Source organism: Croceicoccus sediminis, from assembly GCF_007570835.1.
GTDB lineage: Bacteria > Pseudomonadota > Alphaproteobacteria > Sphingomonadales > Sphingomonadaceae > Croceicoccus > Croceicoccus sediminis.
The window spans coordinates 39,196-61,531 of the sequence record NZ_SUNC01000006.1 but is presented as its reverse complement, the minus strand read 5'-3'; the positions used below and the strand labels follow the sequence as shown (position 1 = coordinate 61,531).

20 protein-coding genes are annotated in these 22,336 nt (G+C 62.5%); 8 read left to right on the top strand and 12 right to left on the bottom strand.

All coding sequences use genetic code 11. From position 1 onward, the window contains the following. Positions 1-133: 133 nt before the first annotated feature. The 3 genes from FAX90_RS16265 to FAX90_RS16255 all read left to right on the top strand — a co-directional run bounded on the left by FAX90_RS16265 (position 134) and on the right by FAX90_RS16255 (position 2,979). Positions 134-1,000, top strand: a complete 867-nt coding sequence (locus tag FAX90_RS16265; RefSeq protein ID WP_144098564.1) for a glycosyltransferase family 2 protein — start codon at positions 134-136, stop codon at positions 998-1,000. Positions 1,001-1,039: 39 nt separating this feature from the next. Further along, positions 1,040-2,233, top strand: coding sequence for a glycosyltransferase family 4 protein (locus FAX90_RS16260; RefSeq protein ID WP_144098562.1), 1,194 nt, complete (start codon positions 1,040-1,042; stop codon positions 2,231-2,233). An 86-nt stretch (positions 2,234-2,319) separates the two neighbouring features. Further along, entirely contained in the window at positions 2,320-2,979 is a 660-nt protein-coding gene (locus FAX90_RS16255; protein ID WP_144098560.1) for a hypothetical protein, read from the top strand. Positions 2,980-2,982: 3 nt separating this feature from the next. Here the strand turns inward: FAX90_RS16255 and FAX90_RS16250 are convergent, their stop codons facing one another. The 3 genes from FAX90_RS16250 to FAX90_RS16240 form a co-directional block, all read right to left on the bottom strand. Beyond that, positions 2,983-4,611: an alkaline phosphatase family protein gene (locus FAX90_RS16250; RefSeq protein ID WP_170235023.1), complete on the bottom strand. Its 1,629-nt coding sequence runs from the start codon at positions 4,609-4,611 to the stop codon at positions 2,983-2,985. A 128-nt stretch (positions 4,612-4,739) separates the two neighbouring features. After that, on the bottom strand, positions 4,740-5,591 hold the full coding sequence (locus FAX90_RS16245) for an endonuclease/exonuclease/phosphatase family protein (RefSeq protein WP_170235022.1): 852 nt from the start codon (positions 5,589-5,591) through the stop codon (positions 4,740-4,742). Positions 5,592-5,763: 172 nt separating this feature from the next. Further along, positions 5,764-7,236: a hypothetical protein gene (locus FAX90_RS16240; protein ID WP_144098554.1), complete on the bottom strand. Its 1,473-nt coding sequence runs from the start codon at positions 7,234-7,236 to the stop codon at positions 5,764-5,766. 25 nt (positions 7,237-7,261) lie between these two features. On the opposite strand from FAX90_RS16240, the gene FAX90_RS16235 reads away from it, so the two are divergent. The 3 genes from FAX90_RS16235 to FAX90_RS16225 all read left to right on the top strand — a co-directional run bounded on the left by FAX90_RS16235 (position 7,262) and on the right by FAX90_RS16225 (position 8,530). After that, on the top strand, positions 7,262-7,450 hold the full coding sequence (locus FAX90_RS16235; protein WP_144098552.1) for a hypothetical protein: 189 nt from the start codon (positions 7,262-7,264) through the stop codon (positions 7,448-7,450). A gap of 315 nt (positions 7,451-7,765) precedes the next feature. Further along, on the top strand, positions 7,766-8,113 hold the full coding sequence (locus FAX90_RS16945) for a zinc-ribbon domain-containing protein (RefSeq protein ID WP_144098550.1): 348 nt from the start codon (positions 7,766-7,768) through the stop codon (positions 8,111-8,113). Between the two features lie 231 nt (positions 8,114-8,344). Continuing rightward, a complete protein-coding gene (locus tag FAX90_RS16225) occupies positions 8,345-8,530 on the top strand; it encodes a hypothetical protein (RefSeq protein WP_144098548.1) in 186 nt (61 codons plus the stop codon). A gap of 23 nt (positions 8,531-8,553) precedes the next feature. Here the strand turns inward: FAX90_RS16225 and FAX90_RS16220 are convergent, their stop codons facing one another. The 5 genes from FAX90_RS16220 to FAX90_RS16850 all read right to left on the bottom strand — a co-directional run bounded on the left by FAX90_RS16220 (position 8,554) and on the right by FAX90_RS16850 (position 15,536). Next, positions 8,554-9,984 (bottom strand): glycoside hydrolase, encoded by a 1,431-nt coding sequence (locus FAX90_RS16220; RefSeq protein ID WP_144098546.1) that lies wholly within the window; start codon positions 9,982-9,984, stop codon positions 8,554-8,556. 46 nt (positions 9,985-10,030) lie between these two features. Next, the gene (locus FAX90_RS16215; protein ID WP_144098580.1) at positions 10,031-11,134 is read right to left on the bottom strand and encodes a glycosyltransferase; all 1,104 of its coding nucleotides are present in this window, start codon (positions 11,132-11,134) and stop codon (positions 10,031-10,033) included. Between the two features lie 35 nt (positions 11,135-11,169). Then, positions 11,170-13,284: a GumC family protein gene (locus tag FAX90_RS16210; RefSeq protein WP_144098544.1), complete on the bottom strand. Its 2,115-nt coding sequence runs from the start codon at positions 13,282-13,284 to the stop codon at positions 11,170-11,172. Between the two features lie 54 nt (positions 13,285-13,338). Then, the gene (locus tag FAX90_RS16205) at positions 13,339-14,649 is read right to left on the bottom strand and encodes an outer membrane beta-barrel protein (protein WP_170235020.1); all 1,311 of its coding nucleotides are present in this window, start codon (positions 14,647-14,649) and stop codon (positions 13,339-13,341) included. 212 nt (positions 14,650-14,861) lie between these two features. After that, positions 14,862-15,536: a sugar transferase gene (locus tag FAX90_RS16850; protein ID WP_338080305.1), complete on the bottom strand. Its 675-nt coding sequence runs from the start codon at positions 15,534-15,536 to the stop codon at positions 14,862-14,864. A 401-nt stretch (positions 15,537-15,937) separates the two neighbouring features. Between FAX90_RS16850 and FAX90_RS16195 the strand changes: the two genes are divergently transcribed. Together FAX90_RS16195 and FAX90_RS16190 are read left to right on the top strand one after the other, a co-directional pair. Further along, a complete protein-coding gene (locus FAX90_RS16195; RefSeq protein ID WP_144098538.1) occupies positions 15,938-16,555 on the top strand; it encodes a polysaccharide biosynthesis/export family protein in 618 nt (205 codons plus the stop codon). A gap of 151 nt (positions 16,556-16,706) precedes the next feature. After that, complete coding sequence (locus tag FAX90_RS16190) at positions 16,707-17,453, top strand: LuxR C-terminal-related transcriptional regulator (protein ID WP_240704957.1); 747 nt, start codon at positions 16,707-16,709, stop codon at positions 17,451-17,453. A gap of 71 nt (positions 17,454-17,524) precedes the next feature. On the opposite strand, the gene FAX90_RS16185 is transcribed toward FAX90_RS16190, so the two are convergent. From FAX90_RS16185 to FAX90_RS16170, 4 genes are read right to left on the bottom strand one after another with little or no spacing between them, the layout of a single operon-like run. Then, complete coding sequence (locus FAX90_RS16185; RefSeq protein WP_144098578.1) at positions 17,525-18,724, bottom strand: ABC transporter permease; 1,200 nt, start codon at positions 18,722-18,724, stop codon at positions 17,525-17,527. Between the two features lie 8 nt (positions 18,725-18,732). Beyond that, the gene (locus FAX90_RS16180; protein WP_144098534.1) at positions 18,733-19,458 is read right to left on the bottom strand and encodes an ABC transporter ATP-binding protein; all 726 of its coding nucleotides are present in this window, start codon (positions 19,456-19,458) and stop codon (positions 18,733-18,735) included. Next, positions 19,458-20,774: an efflux RND transporter periplasmic adaptor subunit gene (locus FAX90_RS16175; RefSeq protein ID WP_144098532.1), complete on the bottom strand. Its 1,317-nt coding sequence runs from the start codon at positions 20,772-20,774 to the stop codon at positions 19,458-19,460. Before FAX90_RS16175 ends, FAX90_RS16180 begins: the two co-directional genes overlap by 1 nt. Beyond that, positions 20,771-22,117, bottom strand: coding sequence for an efflux transporter outer membrane subunit (locus FAX90_RS16170; protein ID WP_240704954.1), 1,347 nt, complete (start codon positions 22,115-22,117; stop codon positions 20,771-20,773). The genes FAX90_RS16175 and FAX90_RS16170 overlap by 4 nt, the downstream gene beginning before the upstream one ends. Positions 22,118-22,336 lie beyond the last annotated feature (219 nt).

Genomic DNA, 22,336 nt, shown 5'->3' with positions numbered 1-22,336 from the left:
ACCATTTGGGGGTAAGTTGGGAGGGGCCCGGCTGCCATCTAACCACTACGGGTGATCCCCGCATGGGCGCTTCGCCGACAGGGGCGAAAACCGTATTTATTGACCTCTAATCAGTACTTAAGAGGCCGTCTAAATGCGCATCCACGTTGCAATCGCCACGATAGGCCGGGCACCGGTTCTTCGCAAGGTGATCGAACGTCTCGACGCCCAGACGCGCAAGGCGGACGGTATCGTCGTGGTCGGCAATGCGGAAGACGACGTCGAAGGTGTCGCCGGGCTGCCGGGCGATCCGCTGGTCCTGCTTGCCCCCAAGGGACTCTGCAGGCAGCGAAACGCCGCACTGAACGAACTCGACGGAAAGACGGACGTGATCGTCTTTTTCGACGATGATTTTGTCGCCGCGTCGGATTACCTGGCCAATATCGAACATATCTTCGAGAGCGAGCCGCACATTGTCGGGCTGACCGGCCACCTGGTGGACGACGGTGCCAAAACGGGCGCGATCGATTTCGAAGACGCGGTGTGGCGACTGGACACGAAGGGTGAACGCGCCAAGTCCCGAAGCAGTCCGGCAGAGGCACTTTACGGCTGTAACATGGTGTTCCGCTGCGGGGCTGCGAAAGGACTGCGGTTCGATGAGAACTTGCCGCTTTACGGATGGCAGGAGGACATCGACTTTTCGACAAGGGTCGCCGGTAATGGCAAACTCCTTCGTTCGCGCGCTCTTACCGGTATTCACCTCGGCAGTCCCGCGGGCAGGACTTCGGGCCTGCGACTGGGCTATTCGCAGGTGGCGAACATCTTCTACCTGCGCCGCAAGGGCACGATCGGGTGGAACCATGGCTGGGGCCTGCTTTTCAAGAACCTGACGGCGAACATCGTCAAATCCATCCTTCCGCCCAGCAGGATCGACCGCCGGGGAAGGCTGAGGGGCAACATGGTGGCTTTCCGCGACCTGCTGCTCAGGAGACTACATCCGAGCAGGATCACCGAACTGTGATGTCCGAAGTCGTCTCGCGATCCGAATGGAGGCTGGCCGATGGCGAGTGTTCCTGAATATCCGACGGGCACGTTCGGGCCGCATGGCATCGCGGATCTCTTGCGCCGCTGGGTCGGGCCGAAAGCCAGAGAAGATGCAAGGGCCTGTCCTTCGGTCCTGATCAACGGCAAGTTCCTGAGCGCGCCGAGCACCGGTGTGCACCGCGTCGCAGCGGAACTGATCCGGCATTGCAGCCACCTGCTGCGCACCGACCCCGCGTGGCAAGGCAAGTTACATCTCGATCTCGTCATCCCTTACGACGGGGAAGAGCGCGCAAGGGAACTGGGCGTACCCTATCGCGTCGTGGGGCCGTTCCGGGGCATTCCGTGGGAGCAACTGACCCTGCCATCGGTTGGCGGCGGCAATACGATCCTCAGCCTGTGCAACGTCGGTCCGGTCACATCGCGCGATGCGGTCACGATGTTCCACGATGCCCAGGTCAGGCTGACGCCGAAAAGCTATTCGCTGCCGTTCCGGCTCTGGTACCGGTTCCACCAGTTTTTCACCGGGCGTCGCCATCGGCGGATTCTGACCATCTCGCGATATTCCCGCCAGCAGTTGTCCCGCTTCGGCCTTGCCAACGACAGCAGGGTTACGGTCATTCCCAACGGGGTGGACCATTTCTCGGCCGGTCGGGCGGATAACCGGATCATTGCGAAGCTTGGCCTGGAGCGCGGGCACTACGTCGCCGCCCTTGCCAATACCCAGTCCCACAAGAACATCCCGGTCCTGATCGATTGTTTCGCGCGGCCCGAAATGGCGGGCAGGCAGCTCGTGCTGTTCGGTGCCGCGACGGTTGCCGATTTCGAGGCTATCGGGGCGCGGCCCGGCCCCAACGTGATATTCGCAGGCAAAGTATCGGACGAGGAACTGCGCGCGCTTTACGAAAATGCGCTGTGCTTTGCCTGTCCGTCGACGACCGAAGGCTTCGGCCTGCCCCCGCTTGAGGCGATGGGTGCCGGATGCCCCGCGGTTGTCGCGCCCTGCGGCGCCTTGCCCGAAGTATGCGGCGAGGCAGCGCTTTACGCCGGTGCCCACGCACCTGAAGAGTGGGCCCATTCCATCTGTGAACTGGCGCGCAGACCTGCATTGCGGCGAAAGCTGGTGACGAAGGGGGCGAAGCAGGCGGCCCGCTTCACGTGGGACAGGGCAGCGCGATCGCTGCTCGCCACAATGAGCGAGTATGCACAATAATGCAGCGGACGGCCCCGTCACCCGATGACGCGACCGACCACGCAAGAGCGATCGTACTTCGTATCAGCCCGGGCACTATCTTTCGCGTGCTGCTGGCCATCATCGCCGTGCTCGTCGCCTTGAGCATTGCCGGCATGGCCCTACGGTTCGGCGTTGACATGTCGAAGGGTCTGGGCGCGATTGCGCTGATCGACCTGAATAGTGAGACCAATTTCCCGACCTATTTCAGCTCTGCCCTGCTTGCTTGCTGCGCATTGCTTTTTGCCATGATCGGTGTCGCGCATCGGCAATTGGGTATGGGGTGGCATCGTCACTGGTTTTTCCTCGCGCTCGGCTTCCTCGCGATGTCGATGGACGAGTTTATCCAGCTTCACGAAAAGACGATGGATGCCATTTCGGACCGTTTCGGCATTGTGCCCGGAAGCATCCTCACGAATTCCTGGGTGATCCTGGCTTTTGTGTTCCTGCCCCTGCTGGGCCTTGCCTATCTGCGCTTTCTGCTGGCCATGAACCGAAGGTCGGCCGCGCTGATCGTGGCGGCTGGCATCGTTTACGTCAGCGGAGCGGTCGGCGTTGAAATGGTGTCGGGCATGATGAAGGGAACTTACGGTTTCGGGTCGCTGCCGTTCGTGGTCTCGACAACTTTCGAAGAGACCCTGGAACTCGTCGGCCTTGCGATCTTCGTCTACGCCCTTACCGATTATGCCGCACGGATGCGGCTGTCATGGTCGTTCGAACCCGCCTGATCTTCAAGCGGCCTTTGACGATACGAGCGGAACGGCAAACGGTTTGCCCGACGGGGCCGTAAAGGCCGGATCGAGCATTTTTCCGACCGTCGCGACGATGTCGAATGCGCTGCAGGTGCCATAGTCGCCAATTTCGACATCGCTTCGATGGATGTAGAGCGCGCCTGCGCCGCCCGTGTGCGCGCCCGTGCGGCGGTAGGGGGCAGGGCCGATGCTGCCCAGCTCCGGATGGCTCAGCGTGACGGGAAGGCCGACGAACTCGGCAACGATGTCGGACTGGTTGCCCGGGCAGTTCAACGGATCGTCCATGGCGGGCCTGGTGATCTTGCCCACCGCCGCTTCGCCGGTTCTGGGATCGGTCAGGGCGCGCAGCATCGTCTCATACTCGTCGAGAAGCGCGGCATAATCCTCCAGTGGGACGACGCCGTGCGCCTCGCGCCCTTTGAGGTTCACCCTGATCCTGCCGTCATGGAATGACGGATACCCGAATGCCCGGGTCGTCGTCCACGATTTCGCGTAACGCGTGGCCGCCATCTTCAGCGGAAAGCGGATCGGTTCGTCTGATCCGGCATCGGCCGAATCCGTGTGGATCAAGCGGTGCCTTGCGCGCAGATATCCTCTCTCGATCTTGTCGGCCGCGCGCATGATCTTGCCGCCACGCATCGCGTTCAGGATGGCCCGGTCCCACGGAACGTCGGGGGGCACGATCGGAATGCCGTCTTCGGCGTTCTTCCACTCGGCCGGAGCGTCGAACAGCTTCTGGCCGGTTTCGTAGCGATACATGACTTCGGGCAGCAGCAGCATGGCCGGAACGTCGGAGCCGTTCGCCCCCATGCCATGCACGGAGAAGCATACGATTGTCGCATCGGGTGCGACCTCGCGCATCGCGCCGATATGGCGGTCGATGGCGTCATAGATTTCCTCAAGACACTGTTTCGCGACGGGGGCGCTGGGATGTCCGTGCAGCGGGTGGCCGGGGTCAATCCCGTGCCACATCGGTTCCGTGGCCGAATGGGCGTCGGATACGACGGTGATCGCAAGATCCCAATCGGTAATCCGTTCCCCGATCAGCCACCGCATGATGTCGGTGCGCTGGTCGACACCCTTGCGCAAGGCCACACCGGCTTTGCGCATCAGTTCGGGATCGGGCCACCAGAAGCCGTAAACGTAATCCTTGGCCGCATACTCGCCGAACTTCTCGGTGATTTCCTGCGCCAGCGATGCGGGCCGTGCGTGCAGGCCATCGGGCATCCCGTGCCCATGCGCGCCCCAGCCGACCATGCCTTGCGTATTGGCCGCCTTGGACAGATTGAAGAAAGGGGAATCGAACACCACCGTCTTGCCGGTCAGACCTGCCGTGAAGGGCGGATTGTCCGCACCGGCCTGCTTGACCGTGTATGTTTGCGGGTCGAACTCAACCGACGAAAACCGTCCGGAAACGTCCGGGCTCATACCGGACGAAATCTGCTCATAGGCAAGATTGGCGTTGCGGTAGGGATCGTCGGTGACATGCCATCGCGCGCTTTCGGCCCGAAGTCTGGCAAGATTGGGCATGCGACCTTCCGCGATCAGGCGGTCGGCGATTTCGACGGTAAAGCCGTCCAGGCCTATCATGATGACGCGTTTTGACATGGCTTCGTTTCCGCAACGTCGGCAAACCGACAGCTTTCGAGCCAGAATACCAAACGCCAGGCCATGCCGATAAGTGAGCATTCAGCGCAGACGCGCGATCTTTGGGACTAGCAATTCAGCAAAAGGGGTTAGTTCGCGCCGCAATTCGTGCGTTTGAAATCCATGACGAGCGGTTGATGGTCCGATCCGAGGTGCGGGCCACGCTTGACTTGAACCGCGCGGACACACGGAGAGGCGTAGGCCTGATCCAGCGGAAGTAACGGGATCGGCGCCCACGAAGGCCACGTTCCCTTGGTGCCGCTGGCGATCGTCAGGTCATTGGCGGCGACGATGCGCGACTGGCCCACGGTCCAGGGCGCGGAATTGAAATCGCCTGACAGCACGATCGGCGCTTTCGCCTGGCGCAGGACGGCCGCCATCTGAGGCAGGCGCCGGTCGCGTCGGCCAAGGGGCCATGGCCGGTCCATGTGGACCGCGACGATGGTGACCGGCGAACCCGCCACGGACAGGCGGGCGGACAGGGCAGACAGGCCAAGCCTGTTTTCCGGGTCGTTATCGGCAAAGTGGCGAACGTGCAGGGCGGGCCACTTCGAAATTATGCGGGTCGAACAAGGCCCGTTTCGCGCGCAGCCGTAGTGGTAGGGATAACGCCGGCGCAGAGAGTTATCGAAGTTTTCCGACCCGATGGGAGCTTCCAGCAGGATCACGACATCTGCGTCCTGTTTATCCAGCCAGCGTGTGACGCGCGTCCTGTCTTCGTTATCTTTCCAGATGTTGAAGGATATCACGCGCAAATCCGGTTCGTGCCGGCTGGCCGCGGTCGCGGCTGGCATGGCAGCGAACAGGACGATCAGGCGCAGGCAGACGATGCCTGCGATTACGCAACTGGTCGCACGCAACGCGCCGCCGGATCTCAGAGCAATCAGGGCCAGTAAAAGGATCGAGGCCCCGCCCCACCACGGCGCGAAGACATTCACCATTTCCAGCACAGGCCAGAATTCTTCCGCGACCGACAGGGCGGTAACGGACGCTATCAGGCCAATGGCTGCGAACGGGATTATCCGGCGAATGGAACTGTCACTCCGAAGTCGGCAGTGGCAGTCATCTATATGGTATCATCGCGGCCCATGCACGCGCCGGTTCGCCAAGGGGTTACGGGCAGGAAACCGATCCGGCCTGCCCCTGCAGGAAGATACGCCCGCGGAAATCGAAATCATCGCCGCCATAGGTCTGGTTCGGGCCTGCTATAAATTCGACGTGGTCGCCCTGGGCAAGCGACAGGTCGGTGCGTAGGCGCTTCTCGCCGCCGGAAACGATATCGGACGTGCTGACAGTTCCGTTTCGCGCAATCGATATGTCGATGCCGTCGCCGTCCGGCGACTTGGCAAAGCAGCCCATCACCGTGACTTGCATCGCCTTGGGCGCGGTATAGCGCCAGACCACCCGCATCGGGTCCGAACCGGTCCGGGCCGGAACGCCGCCATCCGCTTTCAACGCCAGTGTGCCGTCCCAGTCGCTCATGAACAGGCTGTCGTACCAGCGCGACCGGTAGCTTAGTTCGTCATACGCGCCCTGGGCGTTGCGCGCGAAATATCGCCACGCGCCCTGGCCATATTGCAGGACGGTATCCGCGATCAGGCCGCTTGCCCCTGCGCGCATGGTGATGTCGCCCATGATCACGGTCGGCCGGGGCGAAATCGCGATGCTCGCGCTGTCGGAAAGGGCCTGCCCCTTGTAATCGTAAGCCGCGTCCGCCCCGGAAACGGAAAGCGTCTGCGGCGCGCCCCAGACCACGGTCGCGTCACTTCCAAAGCGATAGGCGAAGATCATGTCGTTGCCGACGTCGACCTTGGTCGCGCGCCCACGGGCCATCAGCTTGCGCTGCGCAAAGTCGATGGTGTGCGCCATCGGTCGCTTGGTCCCGCCGCTATAAAGACCGAAATTGGGATACCACTGTTCTTCCAGCAGGGCATACCAGACCGCGACATCGACATCGGCCGCCGACATCAGCGTCACCGATTTCAGCGCCTGGGCAGCGGCTTCTTCATAATCCGGAACATCGTGGCCGAATTCGGTGGCCCAGATTTCCGCGTCGCTGCCGTAACTGTCGATCGTCTCGCGCAGCTTCGCCAGTTCGAGCGGCAGACCGTCGGCGTGCCGCGAATAGGGATGCACCGCGACGCCATCGGCATATTTCAGCATACCGGCATCGAACAACTTCTTCTGAAAGCCCGTGCCGATCATGTTGGTCGACCCGCCCAGGATCGCGATGGCGGGGTGTGACGGCTTAACCGCGTCGTGAACCGCCTTCATCAGGGCGACGACGGTTGCGTCAGGGTCGTACCCGGACGGAAAGGACAGCTGATTTCCGCCGTTGATTTCATTTCCGATTTCGAAGGCGACGATGCATTCGCCCCAACGGTCGGCCACTGCATTCACATATTTCGCAAAGGCGCCTTGCGCGTCTGCGGAATAAGCGAACGAGCCGCCGTCATAGGCATCGTGCGTCGGGATCTGCGTCAGGATGAGCCTGAAACCGCGATCGCAGGCCGTGTCGAGCTTTTGCGCGGTTTCGTCGGTGAAGGCGATGGTGCCTTTGACCCGCTCCCCAAAGGACCACGGCATCTCGTCTCTTAGGAGCCGTGTGGCAATGGCGTCCGATTTATCCAGGGAATCAAGGCCCCAGCCCTGGCTGAAGTGCGTCTGGACGCCAAGGACCATCTGGCCGGATGCCGACTGGACAGGTGCGGCCGCTGCCGGGGTGGGCGAAGGCGTCGGCGAGGGCGAAGGCGTCGGGGACGGGCTCGGGGTCGGCGTACTGCCGATCTGGACGGGCTGACTTGCGGATCCGGAGGAGTCTCCGCCGCCACAAGCAGCAAGGGCTGCGAGCATGCCGAGCATAAGCGCCGAGTTTGACACAGGGCGAACGATCATTCCACGTGTCCCGTCGTTTTTGCGATCCGGGTCTCACAGCGCCACAAGGTGCTTACTATCGGGTTAAAGAGGGCGCGGGCGCCCCGCGGAAACGGGCGGGCCGAACGCCTGTTGCGACAAGCTGCCTGCTTCTGGCGCACCGGGCGCGCTGCACCCCGGGATCATCGCCCCATTTGGATACAGGGCATGCTTTCGGCTTGCGGCCCGATATTTTGTTCTTATGACTCGCCCAATGCGCGTCGATTGTCCGGAATGTAGCGTCGAGTTCCGGGTCCCCCAGGAATACATTCGGCACCCAGGACGATGGCTGCGGTGTGGTTTTTGCGATAATTCGTGGTTCGAATTCGCGGATCAGGATCAGGGGGATCCTCCAGGAATCGAAGACGCGCCCTCTACCGCCATCGCGAGGGTGGAGCAGCCATTGCAGGCCGACTTCAGCCCTGTCGGCCGTCCGTCGCCATCTTCCAGATTTGCGATGGATATTCTCGACGGGTCATTAGCCGTGATCGACAAGCGCAAGAGACCGGGGTGGTTCGGCCGGATTTTGAAGTCGCGGCGCCAATCCTGACCGATGATTCCGACGGGGTGGTCATAATCCAGTCGGGTTAGTGGTGCGCTTTATTGGCAGGCCCCGGCACGGCGGGATTAGCCGACTTCCATTGTCGGGAAACCGCGGTCACGGTGTGGATGCTTTCTTCATCCCTTGAACCCCCATCGGGCGCGGAGTGCGACATTGCCAATCGATCGATATGATGATCACGGCGGACTGCCCTCCGCAGATGCGTCCTTGCGTGCGTTCATGGCGACGTCGCAGAGCTTCGTCGACAGTTACACCATGCTGACCTCGCACGGTTTCAAACCGGAAGACATCGCGCGTTCGATGCTGGCTGCGGCCATCAATTTCTATCAGATCTTCGAAATTCACCAGGCCCTGCCGGAGACGCTGCGGCTATTGGCGGACAGTCTCGAGGACAGCCACAACTAAGGCGAAGCCCGAGCAATCGTGCGTCAGGACGTAGTAGGGGTTACGTCCTGACGCACTTGCCGCCACGAGCTCGCTGACGACAATCTGAAATGCGGTCGCAGGGCCAGCGATGCCCCGGCCAGTAATCCGAACATGAAGTCCGGTACCGGCGAACTTGCCGTGAACATGGCCGGGATGAGCGAGAGGACCGCGGCGGTGCCGCAGGCGCCCGACAGGCTCGCCTGCAAATCGGACGAATTGCCCCACGAGGACTTGTTCGCGGGACGGAAAATCCAGAGGGCATAGGCGCCGATCGACAGGATACCGACGACACCCGTCGATCCCAGAACCGCTGTCAGCAGGCTGGAGGACCGGAAGCTGCCCGGCCCGATGCCCAGCCCGCCCGAGGCGAGCATCGCGTCGATGCCTTGCGCCATCCAGAACCAGCGTTGCTTGCCCGAAACGGTTTCGGCTTTCGAAAAGACCATCTGGTCGATGACCCGACCCGCCGTGTCGACATAGGCAGGCAAGGCGACCAGCATCGCCGCGATGGCAATCACGCCGACAATCGCCGCGATGGCGGCCTCGTTCACGCGGCGATGACTGGCCAGCCGCCAGAAAACCGCGAGGCGCAAGAGGAAAAAGACGGCATAGGCGGCAAGCGCCAGATACCCGGTAGACGCGGTACTGCCGATCAGCGCCAGCATAAGCACGATCGCAGCGGCCCCTGTGCGCCTTGGCAGGACCGATCGATACCAGCATTCAGCCATGAAAACGAACAGTCCGAAGCCGAAGGCGGCATAGGCCGAGGGTTCCGGGAACAGTCCGTTCATGCGCGCCACACCGCTGACGGTCTGGCTCAACTGTTCATACGATCCGTTGCGCAGGCGCTCGAAGACCAGGTCGATCGGTGTTCCGCGCGCCGCGACTTCGATCATCCCGGTCAGGGCGTGAAGCCACGCCATGACCACGGCCCCCTTGACCAGCGCCTCGGCCCCGCCGCGCTGGCGGCACAGGACCGTCATCGCGAGTGCCAGCAGGGCCACCCCGATCAGGTAGACCGAGGTCGTGATGTTCTGCGAACTGGGCCGAAGCGGTTCGGTGTAATAGATCATCCGCGACACTTCGTTGCGCAGCGGCGTTACGTCGATCATGCCATGGAAGAGGCGCGGGCCGATAAAGGCCATGAACACCCCGTAAGCCACGAATATGCAGAGGAAGACGTTCTCGCGCAAAGCCGCCACGATCAGCGGCGCATTGCCCGATCCGGGCACCATGAGCCGTGCAATGACGAATACGAGCGCAAATTGCACCGGCGGGATCGACGATCCGCCAAGCGCCGGAAGCTGGATTGCCGCCGATCCGCCGAACAGGGCGGATGCCAGCAGAAACCATACGCAATGTCGGCTGGTGCCGCCGACAAGAAGAAGGGTGCCGAAGAGCAGCTGGACCAGTCCGATATAGGTCGGGATCATGGCAGTGCTGCTCTTCGGCACGGGCAAGGATGGCAGGTCCGGTTGGTCATGCCGAGACAAGATCCATCAACTTGCGGTCGAAATGTTCAGGCGCGAAATTGCGCGCGTGAAGCATTGCATCGTCCGGGGCGAAATCGCGCAGGAAATGTTCCATGCGAGCCACCCCGTCGATCAGCGACGGCGTATCCTGCCGGTCGAAAAACAGGCCCGACACCCCGTCGAGAACACTGTCGAGCGCACCGCCGCGACCGTATGCCAGCACCGGACGTCCCGAGGCCATCGCCTCTACCGGCACGATCCCGAAATCTTCCTCGGCGGTGAAGACAAGCGCTCTCGCAGTCGCGTAAGCCTTGCGCAGGTCGTCGAAATTCATCCTCTCGATGAAACGGATGTTCCCCTTTGCCTGCGACTTCAGGTTCTTCAACATGCTGCCGCTGCCCACCATCGTAAGCGGCAGGCCCAGCGCGTTGAACGCATCCACGGCAAGATCCGGACGCTTGTACGGGACCATCTGGCCGACCCAGAGATAGGCGCTGGAAATGTCGTCGGACTTTGAAAACAGGCTTGTTTCCACCGGCGGGTGGATCACTTCGGCCTCACGGCGCCAGAACTTGCGGACGCGGCTCTGGATGAAGCGCGAATTTGCGGCGATGCGATCGACCCGCGCGCTGGAACTGACGTCCCATGCGCGCAACCGGTTGTACATCACCGGCATCGCGATCCGGGCCAGCGGGTTCGCCTCTGCGCGGTAGTGATGATAATGATCCCACAGATATCGCATGGGCGAGTGGCAGTAGCAGACGTGCGTGGACCCGGGATCGGTGATCACGCCTTTCGCCGGACCGGATTCGCTGCTGATCACGATATCGTAGCCGCGCAGGTCCAGCTGTTCGAGCGCCATGGGCATCAGCGGCAGATAGTATTGGTAGAACCGGCGCGATCCGGGCAGGCGATCGATGAAGCTCGTCGTCACTTTCCGGCTGCGGATCTTTTCCGAAACGGCGGCTGGGTCATAGACGTTGGTGAAGATGTCGGCCTGCGGAAACAGGTCCAGCATGCGTTCGATCACCCGTTCGCCGCCACGCATCGACACCAGCCAGTAATGCACGATGGCAACGCGCGGCTGAGAGAATGCCGTTTGCAGCGGCATCGCGGCATCGGCCACGATCTGCGGCGAGAACGAATTCAAGCGTAATATTCCTTGTACTGCTCGAAGTAGTAGTAAGGATCCTCGCGGCCGAACCGGCCCCGCCGCTTCATGTCGACCTGGGTAATCGCGACGCCGGCCACCGTGATCCAGCTGCCCGCCATCAACCGCATCGCGGCCTGCAGGGCATCGACAGGGGTCTTGCCAAAGCGGGCCAGCATGATCGTGGTATCCGCCTTGGCCGCGACCGAACGCGCCGACGCGATGGGCAGAACCGGCGGCAGGTCGAGCACGATGTTATCGAACCGGCTGCGCAAACCTTCCAGCAGCGCGCTGAACGCATCGCCGTTAATGAGGCTTTCCATGTTCTCGTTGGCGCTGGTGATCGGCAGGATGGCCAGCTTGTCTCCATCCCACAGAAGCGCGTCCTCGATCGATGCTTTTCCTTCGAGCACTTCGCAAAGGCCCGGTCGGCCCGAAACGTCCATCAGTTGCGAAACGCCGCGGCGGGCATAGTCGCAGTCGATCAGCAGCGTATGCCGGTGCCCCGTCGACAGGACCTGCGCGAGGCTTGTGGACGTGACCGACTTGCCTTCCTGGGGCAGGGGAGAGGTGATCGCGATGACCTTGGTCGGGCCGTCGGCGGTGAGTTCGACCGACGTGATGAGCGAGCGTAGCGATTCGACGAAAGGCGAACGCGGCTCTTCAAAGACATAGCGAACGCCGCTCCCCTTGTGCTCAAGCTTGGGGATCGAGGTGAGATACCGCTGGCCGGTCGCGTTTTCGACCTGGCGCGGCGTGGCGATGGTGCGATCCACCGAGTCCGCGAGGAACCCGGCAAGAAGCCCCAGTCCCAGCCCCACGAATGTCGCGAGCAGGAGATTGATCGGGATATTGGGAGAGCTGGGCTTAGTCGGCAGCGGCGACCGGGTCAGGACGCGCGCGTTGGGTCGCTCTGTCCCCTCGCTCGCGACAAGCTGCTGGTACGAATTGAGGTAGGCCTCGTAAAGCCCTTGCGAGACTTGCGCATTGCGCTGCAATTCGTCGAGACCGGCGAGCGCACCGTTGGAAACCGCAAGGTTGGAACGGGCCCGCGAAAGACTGCCCGAAAGCGACGAAAGGCGCTGCTGCGACACGGTCGCCTTGGCCTCAAGGTTCGAAATGACCCTGCCGATTTCCGCCTGAATACGCTGGCGCACTTCGGCCAGCTGATCCCTGGCTGCAATCAGCGCGGGGTGGTTCGGGCCGTAGCGTGAAGACAGGTCGGCCACTTGAGCCGCGATTGTCGCCTCCTGCGCGCGCAGGTCCGAGACCACGCTCGATCCAAGTGCTTCGCCGACATCGTCGCCGCTCGATCCGGAACGCAGTTGTCGGCGCGCCGTCGAAAGCCGCGCCTGATCTTCGGCGGCCGCAGCGCGTGCGGACGTGACTTCCTGATTGTAGCTGGAGATTTCCTGCTCGGTCAGCGAAGCGCCCGACGTGCTCAACAGGTCGTGACGAATGCGGTAGTTCTGCAACGCGACCGTGTCGGCCTGTGCCTGGGATCGAAGTTCGTTCAACCTTTCGCGGATTGCACCGATCGATCCGGTGGTGCGTTCCTTGGTCGAAAGCAGTTCCCACTGGACGAACTGGCTGGCGAATTCGTTGGCGCGGTCCGATGCCTCCTGCGGGCTGTCCCCTTCGTAGGCGATGGTTATGGCATAGCTTTCGCCGCTCCGCGTGGCCGACACCCGGTCCACGATGTCATCGATGATTTCGTCCCGTTCGTCGGGGCTCTTGCCGTTCAGCAGACCTGCGGCACTGGCCACGCGATTTGCCATTTCCCGCGATTCGATGATCTCGATCTGGGTATCGACCAGCGCGCTGTTCGGAAGCTGGTCCGGATTGGCCGCCGCCGCGCCGGGATTTTCGGGCGAGGGCGATTCAAGGCTGACGACCGAGCGTGCCGTGTAAGTCGGCTGCATCAGGAACGTGATTGCGATGCCCAGCGCCAGTACCGCGGCAAAGACGGCCGCGATCAACTTGAACCGGCGCCTTATGAACGAAAGGCTCTCGGAAAAGTCGATGGAATCGGCTTCGCCGAATGTGCGGTTCCCGATCTCGGCAAGAGAGCCGTGGGATGCGCCGTGTACGACGAGACGGGTGCCGTGCATGTCACTCACCTTCTGATTGGCCTTGGCCGGGGGACCTTGTGATGAAGTCGAAGGTCATATGATGACCGCCAGACCGATGCGGATCGTCGCGCCATCGTAAGCGCGGCCACCACCGGTCTCGGTTTGCTTGCGATAGCCGGCACCGCCGGTCACGCTGAACATTCGCGCCAGCCGCACGCTCAGCGATCCGTCGATGGCGTATCGTGTCTCGCGAACGGGGCTGTCCTGATAGTCCCACCGCGCGACGTCGGCGGAAAGCGCGGCAATCATGCGCGATCCCAGGCTTTGCCGCGCTTCCAGCTGAAAGCGGCTCTGCACCACGGCCGGAATGCCGACGGAAGGCGAACGTTCGACCGAGCGGCGACCCACGGCCGCAACCTGCAGGCGCGGCGTAGGGCTCCAGCGGCCAAGGACGCGGAAATCCAGCCCGTTGAAGGATCGGATCGTCGGATCGTCATAGCTGCGATGGACGTAGCCGGCCGCGACTTCCGCCTCGATCAGGTCGGATACGTCGAAGCGCGCCCCGGCGAGCAGCGAGTAGCCATCGGAATCGCGGTCCCTGACCGGATTAACGTCATAGCTCGTGGTTTCGTAGGAAGCCTCGCCAAATGCCCTTATTCCGGGTGAAAGCCGGATGCTGCCGTCAACGAAGGCGCGCTTGTCAGTTACGTCGCGGAAGGACAGATCGGTGTCGACACCGCCGATCGAAACGTCGGAATAGTTGCGATGGCTTATCTGTGCGCCTGCGCCGAGTTCAAGGACGCCGCCATAACGCCCGACGTTCAGGCCGCCCGACGTCAGCGTGTATTCGATCGGACTGTCACTTAACGGATTGTCGCCGAATTCGCCCCGGCTTTCCACGCGCCTCGCGATTTCGGCGGTGCTGCGGACGACGATCCGCTGCGCCAGATCCAGCCTTGTCCTGGCGCGAAGTCCGAACTGCTCGCTGTTTTCCGAGGACTGTTCGAAATAGCGGCGTATTTCGCCGCTGGCGGTAACGTCGACTTCGTGTCGGGAGAGGTCGGGACGATAACTGACGCTGGGCCGCACCGATACGAAGGTGTCGGCGATCTTGGCCGTTTCGCGGTCGTAGATGTTGGTATCGCGAGCGAGATCGAAATCGATCCGGGGGTAGAAGGCTTGCGGACCGGACCGCAGTCCCTGCGGGGTCTGATCGACCAGCAGGTCCTCCGGGTTCTGTATCCCGAACGACTGGGCAGCTGCGGCACCCGGTGTGGCCAGTCCCAGCGCCGCGGCAGCGGCCAGGCAAATTGCCCTGGCGTTCAGGCGCAGCGACCTTGGCGCCTCTTTACCACTTGTTAACGATAAGTGGGGATAAGCTGGGCGCTCACGGATCAAGATCATTTCTGCTTTGCTATAAAGCGCACACTCATCCAAAAGAGGTAGATGGAGGGGCACGATGGAACTCGCCTTGTGGTCTGGCACACCGAAATCTGCAGAGGGCATCTTGGCTAGGCGCGCGCGGCCGCTGCGTTCGTTCGGGCGCGGACTGCTGTTCGCAGCCCCCGTCGCCATCGCGGCATGGGCGCTGCTTTTCTGGCTTCTGTAACGCTTCATCAAACCGCTCCCTTGCGCAAAAGAACGGCCGGAACGGTCGCTGCCAGTATTCTCAAATCCATCCCCACACTCCGCGAACAGGCGTAATAGCGATCGGTCGCGACGCGCCTGCGATATGTCGTGCCGCTTCTGCCGGTTACCTGCCAAAGCCCGGTGAGACCCGGCTTCACCGCGTGATAATGAGAGATGAAACGGCCGTAGCGCGGAACCTCGTCGCGCACGATCGGCCGGGGGCCGACCAGGCTCATTTCCCCGCGTATCACGTTCAAAAGCTGCGGTAATTCATCAAGGCTCGTGGCGCGTAAAAAGGCGCCGAGGGGCGTGACCCGGGGGTCATTCGCCAACTTCTGGTGAAGCGCCCATTCGGCAGCGGCCAGAGGGTCGGTATCCAGCAGAATCCTGAGCACTTCGGCGCTGTCGCAGCGCATGGAGCGGAATTTGAAGCATTCGAATTCCGAGCCGCCGCGCCCGATCCTTTTTTGCCGGTAAAGTGCGGGACCGGGATTGAAGATGCGGATCGCGATCGTGATCAGAACCATGACCGGCAGCAGGAACACGAGGAGCAGGATCGCCCCGACGAGGTCTATGCAGCGTGTGATCAGGGCGTGCGGCGCGGCGAGGACCAGGGTTTCCGGCTCTTTCGCGCGATTCCCTGCGGTCTGGTCCGATCTCACTACCGGGAGCGGGACGGGCGCCGGGAGCGTATCGCCCCCTTTGCGGTCATCGCCTTTTCCAGCCGACCTGCCGAGGCACGGCCGATTCACTGCGCTGTCCGGCCAAACCAGGTCGGGGCGCTTTCCGTGATCGTTGTTAGTAGCTAGCAAGATGTGGACCCGACATTGTTCGTGACTGCAAGGGCCGTGATCTGGAGAAGCACGGTCACTTGGCGATGACGATATTGTCAGGCGGGCAGAGGCTGTTAGGCAAACGGGCATTGGGTCTAGTGGACCTACCCGCAGGGGCTAATCTTTCTGATCCCTTGGTTCCCCGTAAAGGCGCGCTCTACAATTCCACGCAATTTCGGCGCGTGTGGACATGATGCCAGCGCGCCCTATCGATTACGAGGAGCTGTGAAATGGCGATCCATGCAAAGAACACGAGCGCGCGGCCTGCTGCGCGCATCCGTCCGGCCCTGGTGCTCGGGCTGATATCTGCAATCGGGCTCTCCGGCTGCGCATCCAGCAATTATGGCAGTGTGTCCGCCATGTCGGCGAACAACGCGGTCGAACGTGGGTATGCGCTTGCCGCGGGTGAGACGGTCAAGGTCGGTGTCTTCAACGAACCCAGCCTTACCGGCGAGTTCGTGATCGGGCCGGACGGCAAGCTGGCTCTACCCCTGATCGGGGTCGTCGACGCAGCCGGACAGACGCCAAGCTCGCTCGGAACGATCATCAGTACGCGATTGAGCGAGGGCGGCTATGTCCTCGATCCCAAGGTCAACGTCGAGACGCTGGCATTTCGTCCGGTCTATGTTCTTGGCGAAGTCCAGAAGCCGGGGGAATACTCCTACTCGACCGACATGACCTTATTTCAGGCCATTGCAAAAGCCGGAGGTTATACGCCCCGTGCAGCCAAGAACTACGTCGTTCTGCAAAGATCGTCATGGGACGCTCCGAAGCGTGTCGAGCTTGAGGAAAGCGTCCTCCAGATCGGTCCTGGCGACACGATCATGGTGGCTGAGTCGTTTTTCTGACCCGGAATTTCTGTCCCATAATGGCACACAAATTTATACGTAACAATTGTTAACAGAAATTCACCTTTTTTTTACCTTTAATTCTGCCACTCTATCGCAGTCGCACAAATTTAGGTGAGTCGGGGAATTTTGGCTAGCGGTGCCTTAGTTGGTGCCGCGGCGCTCACCAATGCTGTGCCCATCAAGATGGGGGTTAGACATGGGCAGTTCCGTCAAGTTGATTTGCCAAAACGCGATCGCTCGCGAAGGGTTGGTTCGAATACTTTCCGCAGAAGACTTCAGTTCGGTCGAAGCCTCTGGCGATTTCGAAGCCGCATCGTGGCCGACGTCCAACGATATCGGTCTCGTCATTATCGACGTTCCCGATCACGACAAGCTCGATGAAATTCTCGACAGCATCGCCACGGACAATCCGCACGTGCGGCCCGTCGTTCTGGCGAACGCACTCGAAGTCGGCGCGATGCTGAACTGTTTTCGCAAAGGCGCACACGGGTACATCATCAAGGACCTCGATTGCGCCGGACTTCTGGCGTCCTTGAAGTTGATCGCCGCCGGTCAGAAGATCGTCCCGCCCTCGATTCTTGAGGAGTTCGAGAACCAGTTGCCTGCGTTTGAAGGGCATGATGCGTCCGAGGAATCGCTGAGCCGCGCAAATCTCTCCAACCGCGAAACTGACGTGCTCTGCTGCCTGATGGCGGGCCTGTCGAACAAGCTGATCGCGCGTAAGCTCGATGTCAGCGAAGCGACGATCAAGGTCCATGTGAAAGCGATCCTCAGGAAGATCAAAGTCGGCAACAGGACCCAGGCAGCGATCTGGGCAACCTCGCAGGGCTCTGCCTTGACCTCGACCCACAACTGGGCTCGCCGCCATCCGGAAACGTCGGCTGGCGCGGCGTAAGTCGATCCGGGGTCTCGCCTGATAGAGACGGAAACCGTTTCCTCGGGCGAAAAACCCGGTCGCTGCGCGCGCTATTCGTGGCGTAGTGCGTCGATCGGGTCGAGCCGCGAGGCCCGGGCGGCCGGGTAATAGCCGAAGACGATCCCCATCACGGCCGAGAACAGGAAGCTGAGCAGGTTGATCGCCGGGCTGAAGATGAACGGCACGTCGATCACCGATGCCAGCGACCAAGACAGCACAAAGGCCAGCGCGATCCCGGCAAGACCGCCCAGACTGCACAGCACGACAGCCTCGGTCAGGAACTGGAGCCGCACTTCGCGCGCAAGTGCCCCGATGGCAAGGCGAATGCCGATCTCCCGCGTTCGTTCGGTGACGGATACCAGCATGATGTTCATGATCCCGATACCGCCGACCAGAAGGCTGATCCCCGCGATCACGGCGACCATGGCGGTCAGCGCGCCGGTCGCCGCGCCAAGGGCCTGGTTCACTTGCGCCGTGTCGATGATGTTGAAATCGTTGTCCGCCCCTTCCTGCAACAGGCGGCGTTCGCGCAGCAGGTCGATCAGTGAATCCTGGATCGCGCTGCTGGCATACGCGCTGTCGTACTTGATTACGAAGTACTGCAGGTCGTCGCTGCCGGTGAAACGGCGCTGCACCGTTTTCAGCGGCATCATCACCGTGTTGTCCTGGTCCTGGTTCGGCCCGCCGCCCTGACCGCGTTCGGCCAGAACGCCGATCACGGTGCACGATACCCCGCCAAGCCGCATTTCCTCGCCCAGTGGGCTGGTATCGGGCACGAAAATCGCATCGCGCACTTTCGGACCCAACAGGCACACGTTCTTGCCCGCGCTTTCCTCTTCGCGTGTGAAGGGGCGGCCGACTTCGACATCGATCGATTGCGCGCGCAGGAACGCGTTGTTCACGCCCTGAACGCTGGTGGTCCAGTCCGCACCGTTGTGAAACGCGGTGGTGGACGCGGAGACGCTGCCCGCCACTTCCTCCGCGCCCGCGATCTGCTTGGCCACGGCCTCCACGTCGTCTTCTTTGAAGGGGCGGATCACTTCACGGTCGCCGCGCAGCGGAAAGACGATGAACACGTTGGAGCCGAGCGAGCTGATCTGGTCCCGGATCGAAGCGGTGACGCCATTGCCCAGCGTAACCATGGTGATGACCGCGGCGACGCCGATGATGATGCCCAGCGTCGTCAGGAACGAGCGCAGCAGGTGGCGCCGGATTTCGCGGAAGGCGAGCAACAGGGTCGCGCCGAACATCCCGAACATCAGGCCTGCTCCGCCACGCGGGTCTTGCCGCGTTCGATACGCTCGACCAGCCCATCGCGGAAATGGACGATGGTACGCGCGTACTGCGCCATCTCTTCCTCGTGCGTCACCATCAGGATGGTAATGCCTTCACCGTTCAGGCGAGTGAGCAGTTCCATGATTTCCAGCGATCGTTCGGTGTCGAGATTGCCCGTCGGCTCGTCCGCCAGCAGCACGTCGGGTTCGGTTACCAGCGCACGGGCGATGGCCACGCGCTGCTGCTGACCGCCCGACAGTTCGGCGGGCGAGTGCGAAGCCCATGGCGCAAGCCCGACCTGATCGAGTGCGCGCATTGCCGCTTCGCGCCGCGCGGCCTTGTTCTCGCCGCGGTAGAGCAGGGGCAGTTCGACATTTTCCAGCGCGCTGGTGCGGGCGAGCAGGTTGAAACCCTGGAACACGAAGCCGAGATAGCGCCGCCGCAGGAGTGAACGCTGGTCCCGGTCCAGCGACTGCACCTCGATCCCGTGAAAGCGGAACACGCCGCTGGTCGGCACGTCGAGACAGCCAAGGATGTTCATCGTCGTCGACTTGCCCGAACCCGACGGGCCCATGACCGCGACGAAATCGCCGCTCTCGATCGCCATGTCCACGCCCTTCAGCGCCTGGAACGCGGCCGGCCCCTCACCGAAGGTCTTGGTGATACCCTCCAGTTCGATCAGCGGCCGGGTTTCGGGCGACGTGCCCATCAGCGCGTCTTCGCACCGACGCCGGTGACGACTTTCATGCCGGCTTTCAGGTTTTCCGAGGTCACGACCGTCAGGCGCCCGTCGCTCTGTCCCGTCACGACGTCGATCGGGTCCAGCGTGCCGTCATCCTTCAGGACATAGACTCTCTGGCGGCTGCCGATGCCGATCGTGGCCTGCTGTTCGTTCTGCTCCAGCCCAATTTCGGGGTTGAGCACGCCACCGCCTTCGTCCTTGCCGACATTCTCGGGCTTGAAACGAAGCGCGCTGTTGGGGACGAGCAGGCGCTTGCCGGTGTTTTGCGTCGCGATTGTCGCGGTGGCCGTCATGCCGGGGCGCAGCAGCCCTTCGGGGTTGGCCACGGCAAGGCGCGCTTCGTAACTGACGACCTGGTTGGATGATGCAGCGGAAGACGCGCCGTTGGTGTTGGCGGTCGCGATATTGCTCGACGCGCGGTTCACGCGCTCGACCTCTGCGGGAAACTTGCGGCCGGGATAGGCATCGACGGTGAAAGTGGCGTCCTGCCCGGCTTCGACCTGGCCGACGTCGGCCTCGTCGATATCGACGCGCAGCTGCATCTGCGACAAGTCTTCGGCGATCACGAACAGGGTCGGCGTGTTGAAGCTGGCCGCAACGGTCTGTCCCGGTTCCACTTGGCGCGCCAGCACGACACCCGAAACCGGCGAACTGATGATCGCGCGGCCCCGGTTGGTCAGCGCGGATGACAGCTGCGCCTCCTGCGCCTTCACGTTCGCCTCTGCCGAGGCGACGGCGGCGCGGTCGCGCTTTACCGCGGCGGTGGCCTGTTCCAGCTCGGTCTTCGACGGCACTTTGCCGCCCGACGCCTCGTAGACGCTGCGCAGGCGGGCAAGCTGGGCCTCGTCCACGTCCAGTGTCGCGCGCGCCTGTGCGACTTGTGCGCTGGCGGCGTTGATATTGGCACGGGCCTGGGTGATCTGGTCGTCGATGATATCGGTGTTGATCACGGCCAGCGTCTGTCCGCGCGTCACGCGGTCGTTCACGTCGACGTAGATCTGGTCGATCCGGCCCGACACTTCCGAGCCGACCTGCACCTGGTTGGTCGGGCGCAAGTTGCCCGTGGCAGTGACGGTCAGGTCGAGCGAGCGTTGTTGCACGGGTTCGGTAATGTACTTCGGCTTGTCATCGCCGCCGGTGCACCGCGCGATAAGCAGGACGAGGATTATCAGGACGAGCGCGGGCAGCCAGTAGCGCATGTACTTGCGCCAACGCGGCTTCGGCTTCGTGCCGAGGAAATCGTCGATACCTTCGGGCCCTTGCCCGTCGTCGGCATCGCTCATGGCTCGATCCTTTCGGGATATTCGGAATTGTCTGGTGCTGGCGCGACTGTGCCGTCGGTCCACCCGCCGCCCAGCGCCTGTGTCAGGCGGACGAAGGCATTGGCGCGTTCCGCCTCGCTTGCGGCCAGCGCGTTGCGTGCGGACAGCAACTGGTTTTCGGCCAGCAGCAGCGTTTCGAAATCGATCAGCCCCGCCTGGTACTGGCTGCGGGCCAGCAGCGCGGCGTTGCTGGCCGCGTCGAGCGCCTCTTCGAACAGGCCGACCCGCTGGCGCGCGGCGCGCAGGGCGACGTTTGCGCTTTCCACGTCTTCGAGCGCGAGGAGTATCGCCTGCTCCCACCCGGCCAGCGACGCTGCGGCACGCGCGCGCGAAGCCTCTATCTGCGCGGCGGTGCGTCCCCCGTCGAAGATCAGCTGGCTGATCCCGGCGAAAAGCCCGCCGGTGATGATGTCGAACAGGTCGCCCGTGCGGATCGCGGCGGTGCCGATATTGCCCGTCAGCGACAGCATCGGGAAAAGCTGCGAACGGGCAAGACCGATACGCGCGGTGTCGGAAATCAGGGTCGCCTCGGCCTGCCGCACGTCGGGCCGGTTGCGCAGCACTTCTGCCGGCATGGCATAGCCGAGCAGTTCAGGCGGTACGGGTATCGTCTCCGACCCCTCGAAACGGTCCAGTACGGGTCCGGGCGCTTCGCCGATCAGCGTGGAAATGGTGTTGGCCGCCGCCGCCAGGTCGCGTTCCAGCGCGGGGATCGACGCGGCGGTTTGCGCGCGCTGAGTCCGGGCCTGTTCGACATCGAGGCTGGAAACCAGCCCCGCCTCTAGCCGCCAGCGCGCGATCTGCAGGTTTTCGTCCTGAATCGACAGCGTCTCGCGCGCGATTGCCAGTTGCAGCGCCAGCGCGCGCGCCGAAATCGTCGTCTGCGCGACTTGCCCGACGATCAGCCGCTGCAGGTCCGCCAGCGAATAACCCGCTGCCAGCAGGTCCGCCTTGCTGGCCGCGACGTCGAAACCGATGGAACCGAACAGGTCCGCTTCCCAGCGCGCATCTGCGCCGACGGAAAAGGTGTAGTCGTCACTGGCAAAGTCGCCGATGTCGCGCTGAACCCCGGCATTGGCGCCGATTTGCGGGAAATAGCCCGCGCGGCTGGACTTCACTCCCGCACGGGCGACACGCACGCGCGCAGCGGCGGCGGCAAGGTCGCGGTTATTCTCTATCGCCGCGGCGACGAATTCGGTGACGAGCGGATCGTCCAGCAAGGTCCAGTATTCGGCAAGATCGACCGTGACCGGGGCAACCGGCATCGACCATGTATCGGGCACGGCGACTGCCGGTTCGGCCACACTGGCGCCAAGCAGTGACGTGCAGCCACCAAGAGGCAGCGATGCCGCGCCAAGCAGAAGAGCCGCCGAACGTACCGATGCGAGCCTTTTGGCCAGAGTAATTCCCACCCGATCTTCGCCTGCACGCAGCCCCCCGATTGCGTTTGACCGTGCAGAAACTAGTTTCGATCGAAATGGACTTTACCGGATTTCCGGTTTTGGGACAGGGCTAAGTCTTCA

Bases quoted from the DNA above. Each gene is read 5' to 3' on its own strand.
- FAX90_RS16220 (WP_144098546.1), bottom strand. From the start codon at position 9,984: ATGATCCCGACCTATATCGGACTGGTCCAGCTGCTCTTCGGCACCCTT.
- FAX90_RS16195 (WP_144098538.1), top strand. From the start codon at position 15,938: ATGGCGATCCATGCAAAGAACACGAGCGCGCGGCCTGCTGCGCGCATC.
- FAX90_RS16260 (WP_144098562.1), top strand. From the start codon at position 1,040: ATGGCGAGTGTTCCTGAATATCCGACGGGCACGTTCGGGCCGCATGGC.
- FAX90_RS16215 (WP_144098580.1), bottom strand. From the start codon at position 11,134: ATGCCGCTGCAAACGGCATTCTCTCAGCCGCGCGTTGCCATCGTGCAT.
- FAX90_RS16265 (WP_144098564.1), top strand. From the start codon at position 134: ATGCGCATCCACGTTGCAATCGCCACGATAGGCCGGGCACCGGTTCTT.
- FAX90_RS16245 (WP_170235022.1), bottom strand. From the start codon at position 5,591: ATGGTGAATGTCTTCGCGCCGTGGTGGGGCGGGGCCTCGATCCTTTTA.
- FAX90_RS16250 (WP_170235023.1), bottom strand. From the start codon at position 4,611: ATGTCAAAACGCGTCATCATGATAGGCCTGGACGGCTTTACCGTCGAA.
- FAX90_RS16205 (WP_170235020.1), bottom strand. From the start codon at position 14,649: ATGATCTTGATCCGTGAGCGCCCAGCTTATCCCCACTTATCGTTAACA.
- FAX90_RS16210 (WP_144098544.1), bottom strand. From the start codon at position 13,284: ATGCACGGCACCCGTCTCGTCGTACACGGCGCATCCCACGGCTCTCTT.
- FAX90_RS16175 (WP_144098532.1), bottom strand. From the start codon at position 20,774: ATGAGCGATGCCGACGACGGGCAAGGGCCCGAAGGTATCGACGATTTC.
- FAX90_RS16240 (WP_144098554.1), bottom strand. From the start codon at position 7,236: ATGCCGTGGTCCTTTGGGGAGCGGGTCAAAGGCACCATCGCCTTCACC.
- FAX90_RS16225 (WP_144098548.1), top strand. From the start codon at position 8,345: ATGGCGACGTCGCAGAGCTTCGTCGACAGTTACACCATGCTGACCTCG.
- FAX90_RS16945 (WP_144098550.1), top strand. From the start codon at position 7,766: ATGACTCGCCCAATGCGCGTCGATTGTCCGGAATGTAGCGTCGAGTTC.
- FAX90_RS16185 (WP_144098578.1), bottom strand. From the start codon at position 18,724: ATGTTCGGCGCGACCCTGTTGCTCGCCTTCCGCGAAATCCGGCGCCAC.
- FAX90_RS16235 (WP_144098552.1), top strand. From the start codon at position 7,262: ATGGCGTCCGATTTATCCAGGGAATCAAGGCCCCAGCCCTGGCTGAAG.
- FAX90_RS16180 (WP_144098534.1), bottom strand. From the start codon at position 19,458: ATGGGCACGTCGCCCGAAACCCGGCCGCTGATCGAACTGGAGGGTATC.